This window comes from Brevibacillus borstelensis (assembly GCF_036700025.1).
Lineage (GTDB): Bacteria > Bacillota > Bacilli > Brevibacillales > Brevibacillaceae > Brevibacillus > Brevibacillus borstelensis.
Genome location: NZ_CP144922.1, coordinates 3,565,662 through 3,581,564, shown reverse-complemented (window position 1 = coordinate 3,581,564; position 15,903 = coordinate 3,565,662). Strand labels below are relative to the sequence as shown.

16 protein-coding genes are annotated in these 15,903 nt (G+C 52.3%); 9 read left to right on the top strand and 7 right to left on the bottom strand.

Annotation, left to right across the window (positions count from 1 at the left end):
- Positions 1 to 116: 116 nt before the first annotated feature.
- Both V5G20_RS17110 and V5G20_RS17105 read left to right on the top strand, forming a co-directional pair.
- Positions 117 to 758, top strand: a complete 642-nt coding sequence (locus tag V5G20_RS17110) for an NAD(P)-dependent oxidoreductase (protein ID WP_172920660.1) — start codon at positions 117 to 119, stop codon at positions 756 to 758.
- Positions 759 to 817: 59 nt separating this feature from the next.
- Entirely contained in the window at positions 818 to 1,369 is a 552-nt protein-coding gene (locus V5G20_RS17105) for an NADPH-dependent FMN reductase (protein WP_003387382.1), read from the top strand.
- Between the two features lie 198 nt (positions 1,370 to 1,567).
- Here V5G20_RS17105 and V5G20_RS17100 read toward each other — a convergent pair whose 3' ends face one another.
- The 3 genes from V5G20_RS17100 to V5G20_RS17090 all read right to left on the bottom strand — a co-directional run bounded on the left by V5G20_RS17100 (position 1,568) and on the right by V5G20_RS17090 (position 4,215).
- Positions 1,568 to 2,134: a mismatch-specific DNA-glycosylase gene (locus V5G20_RS17100; RefSeq protein WP_031931771.1), complete on the bottom strand. Its 567-nt coding sequence runs from the start codon at positions 2,132 to 2,134 to the stop codon at positions 1,568 to 1,570.
- A 263-nt stretch (positions 2,135 to 2,397) separates the two neighbouring features.
- A complete protein-coding gene (locus tag V5G20_RS17095; protein WP_170208359.1) occupies positions 2,398 to 2,544 on the bottom strand; it encodes a hypothetical protein in 147 nt (48 codons plus the stop codon).
- Positions 2,545 to 2,697: 153 nt separating this feature from the next.
- Positions 2,698 to 4,215, bottom strand: coding sequence for a carboxypeptidase M32 (locus V5G20_RS17090; protein ID WP_003387380.1), 1,518 nt, complete (start codon positions 4,213 to 4,215; stop codon positions 2,698 to 2,700).
- Positions 4,216 to 4,372: 157 nt separating this feature from the next.
- Here V5G20_RS17090 and V5G20_RS17085 point away from each other — a divergent pair, with 157 nt between their 5' ends.
- The 3 genes from V5G20_RS17085 to V5G20_RS17075 all read left to right on the top strand — a co-directional run bounded on the left by V5G20_RS17085 (position 4,373) and on the right by V5G20_RS17075 (position 8,059).
- Entirely contained in the window at positions 4,373 to 5,968 is a 1,596-nt protein-coding gene (locus V5G20_RS17085; RefSeq protein ID WP_003387378.1) for a peptide chain release factor 3, read from the top strand.
- 181 nt (positions 5,969 to 6,149) lie between these two features.
- Positions 6,150 to 6,791 carry a hypothetical protein gene (locus tag V5G20_RS17080; protein WP_031931773.1) on the top strand — a complete coding sequence of 214 codons (642 nt, stop codon included), beginning with the start codon at positions 6,150 to 6,152 and terminating at the stop codon, positions 6,789 to 6,791.
- A gap of 122 nt (positions 6,792 to 6,913) precedes the next feature.
- Complete coding sequence (locus tag V5G20_RS17075; protein ID WP_003387376.1) at positions 6,914 to 8,059, top strand: MFS transporter; 1,146 nt, start codon at positions 6,914 to 6,916, stop codon at positions 8,057 to 8,059.
- Here V5G20_RS17075 and V5G20_RS17070 read toward each other — a convergent pair.
- Entirely contained in the window at positions 8,009 to 8,770 is a 762-nt protein-coding gene (locus V5G20_RS17070; RefSeq protein WP_194247008.1) for a DUF817 domain-containing protein, read from the bottom strand. The genes V5G20_RS17075 and V5G20_RS17070 overlap by 51 nt on opposite strands.
- A 292-nt stretch (positions 8,771 to 9,062) precedes the next feature.
- Here V5G20_RS17070 and V5G20_RS17065 point away from each other — a divergent pair, with 292 nt between their 5' ends.
- On the top strand, positions 9,063 to 9,851 hold the full coding sequence (locus tag V5G20_RS17065; RefSeq protein ID WP_024985171.1) for an exodeoxyribonuclease III: 789 nt from the start codon (positions 9,063 to 9,065) through the stop codon (positions 9,849 to 9,851).
- On the opposite strand, the gene V5G20_RS17060 is transcribed toward V5G20_RS17065, so the two are convergent.
- Positions 9,826 to 10,254, bottom strand: coding sequence for a DUF6157 family protein (locus tag V5G20_RS17060; protein WP_003387373.1), 429 nt, complete (start codon positions 10,252 to 10,254; stop codon positions 9,826 to 9,828). The two genes, V5G20_RS17065 and V5G20_RS17060, sit on opposite strands and share 26 nt — an antisense overlap.
- A 173-nt stretch (positions 10,255 to 10,427) precedes the next feature.
- Complete coding sequence (locus V5G20_RS17055) at positions 10,428 to 11,648, bottom strand: DUF418 domain-containing protein (protein ID WP_003387372.1); 1,221 nt, start codon at positions 11,646 to 11,648, stop codon at positions 10,428 to 10,430.
- A 139-nt stretch (positions 11,649 to 11,787) separates the two neighbouring features.
- Here V5G20_RS17055 and V5G20_RS17050 point away from each other — a divergent pair, with 139 nt between their 5' ends.
- Positions 11,788 to 12,504 (top strand): response regulator transcription factor, encoded by a 717-nt coding sequence (locus tag V5G20_RS17050; protein ID WP_338461423.1) that lies wholly within the window; start codon positions 11,788 to 11,790, stop codon positions 12,502 to 12,504.
- Entirely contained in the window at positions 12,501 to 14,273 is a 1,773-nt protein-coding gene (locus V5G20_RS17045) for an ATP-binding protein (protein WP_039071092.1), read from the top strand. The genes V5G20_RS17050 and V5G20_RS17045 overlap by 4 nt, the downstream gene beginning before the upstream one ends.
- 50 nt (positions 14,274 to 14,323) lie before the next feature.
- On the opposite strand, the gene V5G20_RS17040 is transcribed toward V5G20_RS17045, so the two are convergent.
- On the bottom strand, positions 14,324 to 15,151 hold the full coding sequence (locus V5G20_RS17040; RefSeq protein WP_039071093.1) for a sulfurtransferase: 828 nt from the start codon (positions 15,149 to 15,151) through the stop codon (positions 14,324 to 14,326).
- 272 nt (positions 15,152 to 15,423) lie between these two features.
- Between V5G20_RS17040 and V5G20_RS17035 the strand changes: the two genes are divergently transcribed.
- The gene (locus V5G20_RS17035; RefSeq protein WP_003387368.1) at positions 15,424 to 15,903 is read left to right on the top strand and encodes a DUF6530 family protein; all 480 of its coding nucleotides are present in this window, start codon (positions 15,424 to 15,426) and stop codon (positions 15,901 to 15,903) included.

Here is a 15,903-nt window from a genome sequence, read left to right as displayed (position 1 = left end):
GATGCATTCATCCTTCCTTTCGTTTCGACCGGATGGTATTGCTGATGGCAAATCCTCATCCGCAACAATCATTTTTTTATGGTTACGCTAATAAAAAATGGTAGGAGGAAATCATAATGAAAATCGGAGTAATCGGTGCCACAGGGAAAGCGGGGAGCCTCATTGCGAAAGAAGCGATTGAAAGAGGCCATGAGGTTACGGCAATCGTGAGAAATGCATCCAAGCTGACAGCGCCAAAGACGGCCGTCTTGGAGAAAGATGTTTTTCAATTGACTGCAGAGGACCTGAAAGCTTTTGATGTGGTGGTAAATGCATTCGGTGCAGCGCCGGGCAGTGAGCATCTCCATGTTGAAGCAGGCAGAGTATTGATCGAAGCGTTGAAAGCTGTCCCATCTACAAGACTGATCGTTGTCGGCGGAGCAGGAAGCCTGTTCGTCGACGAGGCAAAGACAACACGTGTCATGGAAACGCCGGACTTTCCGAAGGAGTATCTGGCGACCGCGCAAAACCAAGGAAAGAACCTGGAGGACTTGCAGCAATCTACGGGCATCCAATGGACGTTTATCAGTCCATCCGCCTTTTTTGATCCGCAAGGGAAGAGAACCGGAGCTTACCAAAAAGGAAAAGATCATCTTTTGGTGAATGCGAAAGGGCAAAGCTATGTAAGCTATGCGGACTTTGCGATTGCAGTACTGGATGAAATCGAGAATCCGCAGCATCGAAACGAGCGTTTTACGGTTTCGTCCGAATCAGAGTGATTCGCAGCCGCGAAACCAAAGTCAACTAAATCGAAGAAAACCGCTTGGAGGTATCGCACATGAAAGTAGTTGCTCTCGTAGGAAGCATTCGCAAGGAATCCTTCAACCTGAAGCTCGCCAAATTTATGCAAAAACGCTACCACGGCCGTCTGGAGATCGAAATTTTGCCGATCCGGGATCTCCCGCATTACGACCAGGATATCGAGAATGATCCGCCTGAAGCCGTAAAGGAATTCAAAAGCAAGGTTGCCGCTGCCGATGCGGTACTATGGGTAACGCCGGAATACAATTACTCCATCCCGGGTGTACTTAAGAATGCCATTGACTGGCTGTCGCGCGTGGATAAGGTCATGATCGGGAAACCTTCCATGGTCGCAGGCTCATCGATGGGCATGCTTGGCTCAGTCCGCGCCCAGCAGCATTTGCGCGATATTTTGTTCTCTCCAGGCGTCTCATCTCCGATCATGCCTGGGAATGAAGTCTACATCGGCGCTGTCCATGAAAAATTTGATGAAGCCGGTCATTTGAACCACGAGCCGACCATCGCCTTTCTGGATCAAGTTGTCGACAACTTTATTGCGTGGTATAAACAATTGCCATCCAATAAATAAATCTGCCCAAGAGGTTGACTGTGCCGGATACGGAAGGAAAAAACGATAACAAATTTTGGTAAAAAAAACGCCCGCTTCTCTGAACCGCATTCCCATTGTTGGTCTGATCCAAACCATTGGGGCAACGTTCAGAACCGGGCGTTTTTTTCAAACGCACGAAAAGCGCCTGACGCTCCGGGCGCTTTGCTGCATTCCGGTTTATCGGAACGGATGCCAGCCTTTTTCCTGCAAAAAGAGGCTCAGTTCGGAAAACATGGCCAGTCGTTCTTCGCGGCTAAATGATGCGTTGGCGCCGCTGGTAGAGGGAATGACGAACACCCAGCTTCCGGGCCAGTCCTCTGTGCCAAAATAACGGTCAGGTTGAAGTCCCAGGGGAACAGGCTCCTTCTTTTTGCCGGTGGCGTGCCGAAAGGCCGTAATTCCGTTGAAACAGACCACCCGGGGACGATAAACGCCAACCATGTGGACGAATTGCTCCGCCCCGGTGTTGAAATCCGCGTCCGTTAGATCGCTGGAGGAGCGGGTGGGCCGGGAAACGAGATCGGTGATGCCATAGCCGAAATCAAGCAGGCACGCGGTTTCCTCCGGCTTCAACTGCCGGGGAGTCAATCCTCCCTCGTAAAGTCCGCGCCAAAACAGGTTGGCGGGGTTGGCATAATGAAAGCCGGCCGTAGCAGAGACTCTGCCAGGATTGATTCCACAAAAAAGGACGGTCAAATCCCGCCGGATATAGGTGGGGAGCCATTTCTCCGTAAAGGGAAGCATGTGTGCCACTCCTTTGATACGATTTGCGTAATCGCGGTGACAGGTTGCTCCTCCATTATACGTGATACCTGCTGTTGCCTAAAAGCGGGGGTGCTGCTGGTTTCCTTCGGGAAGAGCAAAAAAAAAGCTGCCCGGAAGGCAGCACGGCTATGGCTATATTCAACACATTGATAAAATGATATGCATCTCTAATGCAGGCAGAAACTCCCTTTTATCAAGGTGAGTGTTGAACACCCCGATGCCGCTTCCGTCTTGGTTGGGTATTACAGCTGCGGATAAGGAAGCAGCTCCTCGTGATGAGCAGGCACGAATTGCTCCATCTCGTTCTTTACATATTGCTTCCGCTCGAACGGTGCCGTCTCTTCGTCGGCAACCATGCCCCACAGCCACTGTGAAAAGGTTGTTGTCATTGTGGACCCCTCGCTTACTCGAATGGTTTACACTTTCATCATAGACCAAATGTATGTGGAAATTGTTGGCGGATTGTGAAGGTGCGGTGAAGAATCCATGGCACAACTGTGAACGAAAAAGCGCCTCTCCCGAAGGAAAGGCGCTTTTTCTGCTTAGAGCTTGTAGATCTCAGAGTATTTCTTCTCCAGGTAGTTCATCAGGTAGGTGGCATTGGTGCCTTCGCCCGTAATTGCCTTGACGATTTCACCCGGGCTCTTCATCTTTCCGTATTGGTGAATATTTTCTTTCAGCCATTGACGGATCGGTTCGAATTGGCCGCTGGCGATCAAATCGTTGTAGCCGCTGATTTGTTCTTGCATAACATGGGCAAACTGGGCAGCATATACATTGCCCAGCGAGTAGGTTGGGAAATAGCCGAAGCTGCCGCCGGACCAGTGTACATCCTGCAGCACGCCGACTTTGTCCGATTCCGGAACAATGCCCAGATACTCTTTCATCTTTTCGTTCCAAATCGTTGGCAGGTCGCCTACTTCAATCGTTTGGTTGATCAGGCCTTTTTCGATTTCATAGCGGATCATCACATGCAGGTTGTAGGTAAGCTCATCTGCTTCGGTCCGGATGAAGGAAGGCGTCACCTGATTGATGGCGCGGTAAAATTGCTCGACGCTGACCCCTGCGAACTGGTTCGGGAACGCTTTTTGCAAGTCACCGTAAAAATGCTGCCAGAACGGCAGACTGCGCCCGACCATGTTCTCCCAATAGCGGGACTGGGATTCGTGGATGCCCATGGAAGTGCCGTCGCACAGCGTCGTGCCCAGCAGGCGCGGATCGATATTTTGCTCGTACATCGCGTGGCCCGCTTCATGGATACAGCTGAACAGAGCGGAACTGAAGTCATTTGGGTCAAAGCGGGTCGTAATCCGGACATCACCGGGATTGAACGATGTACAGAAGGGGTGAACACTGCGGTCCATCCGGCCTGCCTGGAAGTCATACCCGATCTTTTCCAGGATAAAGCGGCTGAAAGCCTCCTGTTCTGCCTCCGGAAAATGCTTGGTCAAAAACGAAGTGTCGGGCTTGTCCGGGGAGTCAGCGATCGCAGCCACCAGCTTCACTGTTTTTTCCCGCAGCGTAGCGAAGATCGGGTCGAGCTGATCTACAGTCATCCCCGGCTCAAACAGGTCGAGAAGCGTGTTGTATTTGTTCTTGCCGTCATGTCCCCAGTAGTCGATGAACTCCAGTTGGAAGTTGACGATTTTTTCCAGGTAAGGACGGAACATGGCAAAGTCGCTCTTGGCCCGCGCCTCTTCCCAGACGGTTTCGGCCTGAGAAGTGAGGACGACGTATTCCTCATAGCGGTCGGCAGGAATTTTTTTGTTCCGTTCAAAATCCTTTTTGCAATCGAGAACGGTCGCGCGGGTCACATCGTCCAGCGTCTCCAGCACTTGCGGGTCGCTCAGCGCTTCCAAATGCTCTTCCATTTCTTTGGAGGTGGCCAGCCGGAACTGCTCTCCTGCGAGCATGCCGATCACTTCTGAGCGCGCATCCATTCCTTTTTTCGGCGCCTGCGTGCTTTTGTCCCAATAGAGGACGGAGATAGCCTGATTGTAGCTCGCCATTTTCTTCACGTACGCGCGAAAGGCAGCCGAACGGTTTTCGTTTGTGGACATGGGTTACCTCCTAACCATATGTACATACAGTCAAAAAATTTTTACAACTAACATTATACCTGTTTGTAAAAAAAATACTAGGTGGATGACGGGTGCATTTGCCGTTATAATCGTAACAGTGAAAGATGACAGAGACGCAAGCGACAGGAGAATGAAAATGAGTCAAGTGAACCCCCAATGGGAACAAGAAATTGCAAAACGGCGTACCTTTGCGATTATCTCCCACCCGGACGCGGGTAAAACGACCATGACGGAAAAGCTGCTGTACTTCGGCGGAGCAATCCGCGAGGCAGGCATGGTAAAAGGGAGAAAAAACTCCAAGCACGCCACTTCCGACTGGATGGAGATCGAGAAGAAGCGGGGTATCTCCGTAACGTCCAGTGCGATGGACTTCGAATACAAGGGACATCATATCAACATTTTGGACACGCCGGGTCACCAGGACTTCAGTGAGGATACGTATCGTACGCTGACAGCAGCGGATGCGGCGGTGATGATCATCGACGTGGCCAAAGGGGTCGAGGCGCAAACCATCAAGCTTTTCAAGGTGTGCCGGATGCGCGGCATCCCGATCTTTACCTTTATCAACAAGCTGGACCGCCACGGGAAAGACCCGTTTGAGCTGCTGGAGGAAATCGAACGCGTACTGGGCATTCGCTCGTACCCGATGAACTGGCCGATCGGGATGGGGAATTACTTCAGCGGCGTGTACGACCGTGCGAAGTCCCGCGTTGAATTGTATCAAAGCGGCTCCGAGCACCAGGAGATCAGCTTTTTCGAAGTAAGCGGGGCGGACGACCCGATGATCGGAGAGCGCGTCGGTCAGGACCTGTGGCAGCAGCTTCAGGATGAAATCTCTCTGCTTGACGTAGCGGGAGACGATTTTGACATGGAATTGATCAACAAGGGCGAATTGACGCCTGTGTTTTTCGGAAGCGCGATCAACAATTTTGGCGTGCAGACATTCCTGGACAACTTCCTGCAAATGGCTCCGCCGCCTTCGCCGAAGAAGAGCAACATCGGCTTGATCGAGCCGAGCCAGCGTCCGTTCTCCGGCTTTATCTTCAAAATCCAGGCCAACATGAACCCGGCCCACCGCGACCGCGTCGCCTTTTTGCGCATCTGCTCGGGCCGTTTTGAGCGGGGCATGACGGTCAAGCACGTCCGTCTTGGCAAAGACATCAAGCTGGCTCAGCCGGTCCAGTTTATGGCCCAGGACAGGGAAATCGTCGAGGAGTCCTATGCAGGTGACGTCATCGGCCTGTTTGACCCGGGCATTTTCCAGATCGGCGATACGCTGTGTGTCGGCCAGCCGCTGGAGTACGAAGAAATGCCGCACTTCTCGCCTGAGTTTTTCTCCCGCGTGATGGTGAAAGACGCGATGAAGCACAAGCAATTCCAGAAAGGCATCATGCAGCTTACCGAAGAGGGAACGGTCCAGCTCTTCCGCACCTATCCGATGGAGGACCTGATTCTCGGGGTAGTAGGCGTGCTGCAGTTTGAAGTCCTGGAATACCGCCTGAAAGCCGAGTACGGGGTAGATATTATGCTCACACGGATGCCTTATCAGATCGCGCGCTGGCTGGAGGGTGAGAAGGCGGCTTTGGATGCCCTCAAGAACAAGACGGTTACAGACCGCTACGGACGTCCGGTCATGCTGTTCGAAAGCGAATACCAGCTCCGCATGGCGATCGAAAAATACTCCAACATCAGGTTTCATGAAAGCTCGCTGGGATTAAAATCCCAGGCTTGAGCCAGCAAACGGCATGAAGCTCAAAGAGGGTCTCACAGCATCGGCTTGAGGCCCTCTTTTTTGTACGGATGCCGACGATTTCTCTGCAAAAAGTGACCTGGAGGGTGAGTGCTGCGTATATCAACGGGAGAACATCGCCTGCATGCGTTTCTTTTGCAAGAACGGGAAGGAGAGCTTTTTCATGTTTGGACGCAAGTGGCGCACCACACTCGCCGCCATCTTTTTATTTTTTCTGGCGTGGATCATGAACGCCCGGTTTCCCCATGAAGTTCAATTGGTGGATAATTTGTTTCAAATCTTCGGCGTCCCGGCGTGGTCAAACGGAACATCGGGTTTGCACTATGCCGCTTTTTTGCCACTAAGCATGATGGCTTTGGCATACGCCATGATGGTCTACGTAACCAAGCGGCCAGGGATCATGCTGCTTGTTTTGCTGCTTGCCGTTGGCCTGTTGCCGAAGCAGCAGGAGCTGGTGAGGTGGTACCAGCGGAACTTTGCGGACGGGATTTACATGCTGGAGTACAAGGAAGAGCGGTCTGGCTGCACAGCGAAAACGTCAGCCGAAGGGGTACGCAACGGAACGTGTGTGGTTGTGCTGCAAAATCACGGAGAACAGCCAGCCCGGTTTGAAATCAGCGTATACGGTCCTTCTGGGCGAAAAAGAGCGGCGGTTCTAACCGGGTACCCGGTTGAAGTGAAGAGCCGGGAAAACGTGCGGCTGGAGCTTCCCGTCGAGCCGGGCGGACAGGGGGATATCGTCTACGAAGAATGGGGCGCGCCGAGAATCACGATTTCGAGCGCCGGAAAACGCCGGGATCTGTAGAAGGACAAAGGTTTGGCCGCATTTGACAGCTTGGAGACTCACCTCTTTTGGAGAGTCTCTTTCTATTAGGACGACTCCTGACATATACATGGGACAAAAAGGCCGGAGGGAGTGGGCAGTCATTGCGGATGCTTTTGTTTGTGATCCTGTTTCTCGTCTCCTTTGACATGCATGCGCAGACGCCGCTATTGGCACCGTACATGCATGTTCTGGGAGCTTCAGCGGCGATGATCGGTTTTGTCCTCGGGGCCTATGGCATCAGCAATCTGACAGGCAATCTGATCGCCGGGCCGTTTTTGGACCGTTTTCCGAAAAAGTGGTTTATCGCTATTTCCCTGATCCTCTCCGGGTTTATTTTGACCGGACAAGGGATCGTGACCAAAACTGAGGCATTCCTTGTTCTGAGACTGTTGCTTGGTTTTCTCATGGCGTTTGTCTCGCCGGCCTGCTTTGCCATGCTCGGAGAAACCGGACGGACGCGGGCCGAGCAGGGCGAGCTGATGGCGAAGAACGGGATGGTGCTGACGGCGGCCGCAGTCGTTTCGCCGGCCGTCGGGAGCTTTCTGGGTGTGCAGTTTGGCTATGGGCCTTCTTTTGTCATCCTGGGTGCAATCATGTGGGTGGCGGGTATATTTGCCCTGCTCGTACTGCCGGGAGGGCGGAAAAAAGCGGGGGAAGAGGGGCAAATGATTCGCCCTGCCTCCCCCAAGCTGACTGCTGTTCTGGAGAACCGCGATTTGTATTTGGCCTTTCTCGGCGGCTTTGCCGTGATGTACGCCCAAGGTACGATCATTTATGAAATTCCGCTCTATATCCAAAGAGAAAATTTGTCTATTTCCGTCACGGGGATCTTATTTAGCCTGAAAGGTCTTGGCTCCATGGCTACCTTGAGCCAGTTCTGGCTGGCGCGAATAGCGCCGGAGGAGCGGACGCTCGTCGGGCTCGGCCTGCTTAGCGTGATGATGTACATTTTTGCAATCGGTTTGGACCTTTCCTTGCATATATCGATGTTTTTGCTCGGATCCTGCGTTGGCTTGCTGTTTCCGGCGCTGTCCACGATATTGACCGTGCATGCGCCGCGGGAGCTGTACGGCAGCGCGTTCAGCATCTATTCCGCCGTGCTTTCCGCAGGGGCGATCCTGGCTCCCATCGTGGCAGGGCTGATCGGCAACTGGAACCACTCGTTTTTCATCGTCTTTTTTGTGACGGGAGGTGCGCTAGTCCTGGGCGGCTTCCACCGAATCGTCATGAGAGGAGCGCCCAACTAGCCGTTCCTTGACGTGCTTCAGCTCGGCCACGATGATAAAGCTGACGATGACCAGCAAAAACCAGGAGCTGATTTTGCTCAGGTGCACCAGCTGCCAGCCCTCGTTTTGGTTGGGATAGCGCCACGCTCCGAAAAAGGTGGCGATATTTTCGGCAATCCAGATGAAAAAGCCGATCAGGATGTAGGCCAGAGGCACCGGCATCCACAGCCGTTCCCGGTCCACGCGAAAGTAGACACGGCTCTTCCAGAACAGAAGAAAAATGGCGGCCGTCAATACCCAGCGGATATCCCAAATGTAATGATGGGTAAAGAAGTTGAGGTAGATGGCTGCTCCTAAAGGCACGACAAAACGGTGGCGCGGCCAGCTCTCAAGAGAGACATCCAGTCTGCGCCACGCCTGGCAGAGGTAGCTCGCAACGCTGGCGTACATGAATCCGCTGTAGAGCGGGACGCCGAAGATCTTCGAGTAGGCCGCTTCCGGGTACGACCAGGAGCCCATATGCACCTTGAAAATTTCCAGGGCGAGACCGATCAGGTGAAAAACCGTAATCACCTTCAACTCGTCTTTCGTTTCCAAACCGCTTTTGATCATGAAGATTTGAAAAGCGAGACACAGCAGCAGCAGCAGGTCGTACCGCGGGATGCCGGGAACCTCGACCAGCTTGGACAATGCCAGAGAGCCGAAGATAAAGACGGGAAACAGGCAGGACATCGCCTCCTGGTATGTAAAGTGAAACAGCAAACGGAAGAAGCGGTTCACGAAGTATATTCCTCCTCGGGTGCAGCTCGATTTTTAGAAAGCAAGGGAAAATCCTATCATGGCAACCTGTATTACGCAGGAAGCGAATCTTTGGTTTCTCTGCGTCGAATTTTTTGCAGCTCTTCTCCTGAACAAAAGGGAGCCAGACAGGAAACCCGTTTCATTTCATGATATCTGTCAAAAAGTGCAGATGGCTATGGTAAACTAAATGGAAACATGGCAATCTGCAAGGAGATCGACAAAAATGAAGCTGGTATCCTGGAATGTAAACGGCCTGCGGGCTTGCATGAATAAAGGCTTTCTAGACTATTTCAAGGAAGCCGATGCGGATATATTTTGTATTCAGGAAACAAAATTGCAGGAGGGGCAAATTTGCCTGGAGCTGGACGAAGAGTACTCCCAGTATTGGAATTACGCTGAAAAGAAAGGGTACTCCGGCACGGCTGTCTTTACAAAAATCAAACCGCTTTCGGTCCGGTACGGCATCGAAGAGGATTGGGAACCGGAAGGACGGATCATCACGCTCGAGTTTGAAGGCTTCTATCTCGTGAATGTCTACACTCCCAATGCGCGGCGCGATTTGTCCAGGCTGGATTACCGTCTGGAGTGGGAGGAGCGTTTTCGGAGCTACCTTCAGCAGTTGGACGCCATCAAGCCGGTGATTGTCTGCGGAGATATGAATGTCGCTCATCAGGAGATCGATTTGAAAAACGCGAAATCCAACCGGAACAACTCCGGCTTTACCCCGGAAGAAAGAGAAAAAATGACCCGGCTTTTGGATGCCGGGTTTATCGATACCTTCCGTCATTTTTATCCGGAGCAAACGGGCGCCTATACCTGGTGGTCGTACATGCCAAAGGTGAGAGAGCGGAATATCGGGTGGCGCATCGACTACTTCCTGGCATCCGCCCGGCTTGCGCCCTTTCTGCTTGATGCTGGCATCGATTCCGAGGTGATGGGCAGCGACCACTGTCCGGTCGTCTTGATGATGCAAGATGGAGCAGCGCTTACTTCGCTCGCCGGTTCCGCATAGCCGCCAGCACCTTGAGCGTTCCGTTTGCTCCTTGGGCATACTCCGCGTATTGCGGGGACTCCATCGGGATCAGCGCCATTTTTCCAGCTTCGTTGAAATGAATGCCCCATCCGAATTTTTTGGGAAGGGCAGAGGCTCTCATACACGCTTTTGGTTTGCTGAAGAATTCGGCTCGAATCTCGCCGCCCCGCTCAGCCAGTTCTGTTTGCGGGAAATTTTGGTGGCGGACGTACACCTCGAAGAGGAGCTCCTCCTGGGTATAGTAGTAGGGAGCCCCGGAAATCAGCTCGTATTCGATGCCGTGCTTGCTTTTGCCCGTTTTCTTTTCCGGCGGAATGATTCCCGTGATCACAGGGCAGTCAGGGGCGACGGTAATGAAGGTGTTGAAATAGTTCCAGTCCATGTGAGCCTCCTCCCTGAAAGACAGGTAATGTTATCCTTTATTATACATGTCTCTGTTGACAATCAGTGTTCGTTCATGCAAAAACTGTTGCTCAAAAAGGAGCACCCTGGACAAACGGCAAACCTCCAAGTCCCAAAAAACGGGTTTGGAGGTTTGCTTTCGTTGTCGGCTGTTTACAGCGTTGTCGAATGTGCAGGTTCTGGCCGGTTTCGCGGTGCGCGAGCCTTCACTTTTCCTTGAATGGACAGATAGGTGCAAATTCTCAGCAGCTTTTCGACCGGGCCGGAAGAAAAGCGTTGCAAATACCATTCGCTTGCAAACAACTGCAGCGCATAGAGAGCAAAGGCAAGAACGCAGCCTGCCGCTACTCCCATTTTCCCAAACCAACCAAGGCCATAGCCGTAAAAGATAGTCGTACAGACCACGGTTTGGACCAGGTAATTCGTCAGAGACAATTTGCCGACCGCCTGAAAACGCTGCATCCAGCTAGAACTGCTTCGTTTGCTGTAGAGCCAAGCGAACGAGAACAGATAGCCGAGGGCAAGCAAATTGGCTCCAATCATTTCGCCCGCAGCAGCCCATCCTTGTTCGGGAAACAGGTGGGGAAGCACTTTCAGACAGAATCCGACAGGCAAGAAGAGCAGAGCGTTCCTCGCATACAGCCGCTGTTCTTCCTCAGGCTTCCGAAACAGGTCCTTTTTCGCTGCGTACATGCCAAACAGAAACATCGGCGCGGTCAGAAAAGGCGCCAGTAGCAGGAGAAAGACAAGATAGAGGGAGTCCTCCTCTGATATCGGCGAAGCAGTGCTCCTGTGGTGCCTAATCTCCGAATAGGTGCCTGTTCCATAGACGACAATGGTTTCTTTGATATACTCCTGAGAGATCTCCATACTGCCTGGTTGCCTGGAGGGGGAGTTGGATTCTCCCGGCACAAGCCCCAGCAAGCCAAACACGAGCAGAAGAGACGTTCCCCAGATCAGCAGGGTTTTTGGTTTTCGGTTCATGAACATGAGCAGAAAGAAACCGACGAGTCCGTAGAATGCCAAAATATCGGACTCCGTCATAAATTCGGAATGGAGAACCCCGATTCCAAACAAGAGCAAAAAGCGTCTGCACAACGTCCATCCCGGTTTTCTGCCAGAAGCTGCAAGGCTCTCTTTCATTTTGATCATCCCGTAGCCAAACAGGAAGGTGAAAATCGGCATGAAGCTTTTTTCCACCACGATGCCGAGTATCGTTCGGACAGAAGCATCAAAACCCGACAATGAGTAAAACTGCATGTCATCCTTGCCCCATATTCCATATTGAAAAATGAGCATATTCGCCAGCAAGATCCCCAGCAGGCAGAGTCCACGGGCTGCGTCGACGAGACCTGCCCTTTTTCGTTGTTCCATTTTTATCACCTCGCAAGCAAGTGTAACTGGGCGGCTTAAAGGCTCGCTAAAGCGGAGCTTATTTTTTCCTTAACGATTCTTGTAGTTGTTTAGCTGGAATTAAGCTTGCTTTGGTACAATCTTGTTCGGAGGGATTGTCATGCAACAAGCGCGGATACTCATCGTCGACGACGAGAAATCGATTACGCAGATGATCGAAATGGTTCTAAAGAAAGAAGGATTTCGGCATATTTACAAGGCTTATTCGGCCAGGGAAGCCCTTGAGCTTCTGAAAAGACAAGAAATGGATATCATCCTGCTCGATGTGATGCTTCCGGATCAGTCGGGGTTTGAGCTTTGTCCCAAAATCAGGGATATTTCGCGAGCCCATATCATCTTTTTGACAGCGAGAACGTCGGATTTGGACGTTTTGACAGGTTTTGCAATCGGTGGAGACGACTATGTCACCAAGCCGTTTAATCCGCTCGAAATTGCTGCAAGAATCAAGGCCAGAGTACGGCGGGACTCGATTCTGGCAAGCTCCCAGGGAAAACAGGAGGAGCGCAGGCGGCATGACTTTGGACGCTTTGTGCTGGACGAGTCTGCGGGAGAGCTGTGGGTACAGGGAAAAATGGTTCCCTGTCCCGCCCAGGTGTACCAGTTGCTGCTTTTTTTATGCAAAAATCCGAATGTGGTGTACTCCAAATCGCAGCTGTATGAAGCGGTCTGGGGAATCGATGGCGTCGGTGACGACAATACGGTGATGGTCCACATCCGAAAGATCAGGGAACGGATCGAGGCGGACCCGGGCCATCCGCAGCTTCTGCTTACAGTGCGCGGTCTCGGGTATAAGCTCGTCAGGGGGATCGCGCCATGAGCAGCTTGCGTCGAAGGCTGGCCGCTCATTTTGCGACACAGTTCTTTTTTATCTGGCTGTTTGTTCTGGTGACGATGACCGCCCTGTTATTGCTGCTGCTGCAATACCTTGTCAATCAGGACTTGAAAAAAACCTTTCCGAACGGCGCTTTGGAGAATATCGTGACGGAAGCGAAGGCGGAACCGGGACAGGGCCAGATCGAGATACCGGTATGGTGGCGAAATCAGCTCGCCGAGTCCGGGTATTTTTTGCAGATTGTAAATGAAAAAGGCAAGGTCATTTATGCCTTTGGCAGCGGACCGGCCAGGGAGTCTTACACGGTAACCGAATTGTTGGGGATGACGGAAACAGGGCGTTTCCAAACCTTTCGCGTAACAACCTCCCTGGATCAGTCGAGAGCGCTGCGGCCTGAACCGCTGCTCTTTATGCTGGGAACGGATGACAGCAATTCGGAACGTTTGAAAACGTGGGTTGAGAGCTACGCCGAGAAAGGCAAGCTGCGGCCCCAGGCGATCCCTGAGCTTGAACGGCAGCTGGACATGAGCCGCGAGTATGTGCAGGTCATAGATGCACGAGGCAAGATCATTCAGTCAATTGGCAGCGCCGATCAAAAAGAGTCTTACCAACCGCTTGAATTGATCGCAATCCGCTCTGAGCCGGGAAGCTATTCCACAGACGTCTACACGCACTATGATCAAGCATCCGAGAATCTTTGGATTTTGCATGCAGAAAAGAAAGGCACAGGCTATTCCGATCAGCCGATCATGTCCGACGTCATCCTGGTGCTTACCGTAGCGGGAGGGGCTTTGCTGGTCATGGCGCTTGCTTTGGCCGCGTGGCATGGCGTCCGTTACAGTCAGCCGCTGCTGTTGTTTACGGACTGGTTTGAGCGAATGGGACAAGGTCGGTACGATGAAGCGTTGACTGAAAAAGAACGGAAAAAGGTATTTCGCAGAGACGGTTCCATCCGCATGCGCTATCGGCTGTACAAGGAAGTGATCGGCGGATTTTACGAGATGGCGGAGCGATTGGCTGCCACGGAGAAAGAGCGGAGCAGACTGGAAAAGACCCGGGAGGAATGGATGACAGGCATTTCGCACGATCTCAGGACGCCACTGTCAACGATCCAGGGGTTTGGGCATCTTCTGGAAAGCGGGCAGTATACGTGGACAGACGAAGAGCTGCAAGGCATGGGGAAAATGATCCGGGAAAAGGGAGATTACATGCTCGCTTTGCTGCAGGACTTTTCACTTGCCTTCCAATTGAAAAACCAGGCGCTCAGCTTTCCGGTTGGCAAGCTGGAGATCAACGAGTTTGTGCGGAGAACCGTGCTCAGGTATGTGAATGATGTGACGCTTGCCCACGTCTCTTTTGCCTTTGAGAGCAGTCCGGATGCTATCTTCATCAAATCCGACGCCAAGTGGCTGCAACGCGTTCTGGACAATCTGATTTGGAACGGGATCAAGCACAATCCCCCAGGGGTCGCCATCACCCTCAAGACGTGGCGGGATGAACGGGAAGCGTTCATCGCCGTAGAGGACAACGGCGTAGGGTTTGACGAGGAAACAAAGCACAACCTGTTTGAAAGATACTACCGGGGAACGGCGACCGAAGACGGGACAGACGGGACCGGCCTTGGCATGAACATCGCCAAAGCGATCGTGCTTGCGCATAAAGGGAAAATTGACGTGGAATCCCAGGTTGGGCAAGGGACGCGTATTGTGTTGCGATTCCCGCTGGAAGAAACGCCAATGCTGCCGGAAAAATAGAAGCGAGGCCGAAACTACCCTGAGAAAGGGCTTTCGGCCTCTTTTACCGGCTATTCATCTCCCGTAGCAACAGGATTGTTCTCATACGATACCCAATCGCTCCAGCTTCCGGCATACAGCTTCGCATCCGGCCGTCCCGCCGCGTGCAGCGCCAGCAGGTTGGTGCACGCTGTCACGCCGGAGCCGCAGTACACGATGATCTCTTTCCCTTCAAACACTTCAAACCGGCGTTTCAGCGCTTCTTCGGGGAGCATGCGGCCATCGGCTGACAAACTGTCTTTGTAAAAATAATGCAGAGCCCCCGGGATGTGACCCGCTTTCGGATCGAGCGTCTCCATTTCGCCGCGATAACGCTCTCCTGCTCGGGAGTCTAGGAGTGCCGTTTCCTTGCTGCGGGTTTCGACTCCCTTGCAGTCGACAAGCATGCTCGTCTGAATCCGCGGTACAAATGTCCGAGGCTTCGGTACGGGTATCTCGCTTGTGACGGGATATCCTGCGTTTTTCCAGGCAGCAAAGCCGCCGTCCAGTACAGCGACCTTGTCATGCCCGGCGTAGCGGAGGAGCCACCAGAGGCGCCCGGCCATAGACATTTCCTGGTCGTCGTAGGCGATCACCGTCACCTCCTGATCGATGCCGGAGCGAGAGAACAGGGAGGCGAGCTGTTCTTCGCCTGGGATAGGATGACGCCCGCCGTGCTGTTCTTTCGGTCCGGAGAGATCGCGGTTCAGATGAAAGTACAGGGCGCCGGGAATATGCTCCTCGCGGTATTGCTCTTCGCCCAGTTCAGGGTTGTTCAGAGCAAAACGGCAATCTGCTACCAGAATATTCGGATCGTTTGCATGATCGCGAAGCCATTGCGGAGTAACGAGTGCTTGCATATGTCTCCCTCTTTCTTTTTTCCTTCATCATAGCAGATGGGTCTTTTCTTCGGTACAATGTTTGTTGAACATATTGGACAGCTTTTTCAGGAGCAGGACACAGCCGTTTCGTACATGGCTGCGTCCTTTTTTTGTTTGCTAGCGCAAAGGGAGAATGATATTCCAAACAGAAAAACATTGACTTTTATAGACAATAAAATAAAATGTTTATCAAATAACAAACTTTAACTAAAAGTGTTTGTTTGTTAAAAGAACAACTTGGAGGGAGAAAAATGCAAATGCCAACGACTGCAGAACATAGGGCTGTTATCGTATCGGAAAACTATGATCGGATTGACGGCCGACTCGCCCGAAATACGGATGCAAAAGCCCTTTCGTTGGGGTTGTCACAACAGAACGAGAGAGGGAAGGCCGGTATTTTGGCCAAGGTATGGAGACACACGGGAGAAGAATGGTCAGAGCAATCGGAGGAGCTGCCGCTTCATCGCGTTCTTGATTTGTCCATTCTCGTCTGCCGGTCCCTTGAGCATTTTCGCGAAGCATACAGATTTGAGCATTTATACGATCCGCAAAAGCCCGTCATCGACCGGATTGGCTTGCAAGGGGACGCCATGAACGTGGCGATTTGCACAGACAATGAGAGGATTCATGAAGATATCAAGCAGTTCAGTCTGGCGCTGAGCCAGGACGATGAAATGATCGGCGAACGTCTCCGGATGTTGTCAAAAATTTTAAAGGATATGGGATACTGA

Bases quoted from the DNA above. Each gene is read 5' to 3' on its own strand.
- V5G20_RS17110 (WP_172920660.1), top strand. From the start codon at position 117: ATGAAAATCGGAGTAATCGGTGCCACAGGGAAAGCGGGGAGCCTCATT.
- V5G20_RS17105 (WP_003387382.1), top strand. From the start codon at position 818: ATGAAAGTAGTTGCTCTCGTAGGAAGCATTCGCAAGGAATCCTTCAAC.
- V5G20_RS17100 (WP_031931771.1), bottom strand. From the start codon at position 2,134: ATGCTTCCCTTTACGGAGAAATGGCTCCCCACCTATATCCGGCGGGAT.
- V5G20_RS17095 (WP_170208359.1), bottom strand. From the start codon at position 2,544: ATGACAACAACCTTTTCACAGTGGCTGTGGGGCATGGTTGCCGACGAA.
- V5G20_RS17090 (WP_003387380.1), bottom strand. From the start codon at position 4,215: ATGTCCACAAACGAAAACCGTTCGGCTGCCTTTCGCGCGTACGTGAAG.
- V5G20_RS17085 (WP_003387378.1), top strand. From the start codon at position 4,373: ATGAGTCAAGTGAACCCCCAATGGGAACAAGAAATTGCAAAACGGCGT.
- V5G20_RS17080 (WP_031931773.1), top strand. From the start codon at position 6,150: ATGTTTGGACGCAAGTGGCGCACCACACTCGCCGCCATCTTTTTATTT.
- V5G20_RS17070 (WP_194247008.1), bottom strand. From the start codon at position 8,770: ATGTCCTGCCTGTTTCCCGTCTTTATCTTCGGCTCTCTGGCATTGTCC.
- V5G20_RS17065 (WP_024985171.1), top strand. From the start codon at position 9,063: ATGAAGCTGGTATCCTGGAATGTAAACGGCCTGCGGGCTTGCATGAAT.
- V5G20_RS17060 (WP_003387373.1), bottom strand. From the start codon at position 10,254: ATGGACTGGAACTATTTCAACACCTTCATTACCGTCGCCCCTGACTGC.
- V5G20_RS17055 (WP_003387372.1), bottom strand. From the start codon at position 11,648: ATGGAACAACGAAAAAGGGCAGGTCTCGTCGACGCAGCCCGTGGACTC.
- V5G20_RS17050 (WP_338461423.1), top strand. From the start codon at position 11,788: ATGCAACAAGCGCGGATACTCATCGTCGACGACGAGAAATCGATTACG.
- V5G20_RS17045 (WP_039071092.1), top strand. From the start codon at position 12,501: ATGAGCAGCTTGCGTCGAAGGCTGGCCGCTCATTTTGCGACACAGTTC.
- V5G20_RS17040 (WP_039071093.1), bottom strand. From the start codon at position 15,151: ATGCAAGCACTCGTTACTCCGCAATGGCTTCGCGATCATGCAAACGAT.
- V5G20_RS17035 (WP_003387368.1), top strand. From the start codon at position 15,424: ATGCAAATGCCAACGACTGCAGAACATAGGGCTGTTATCGTATCGGAA.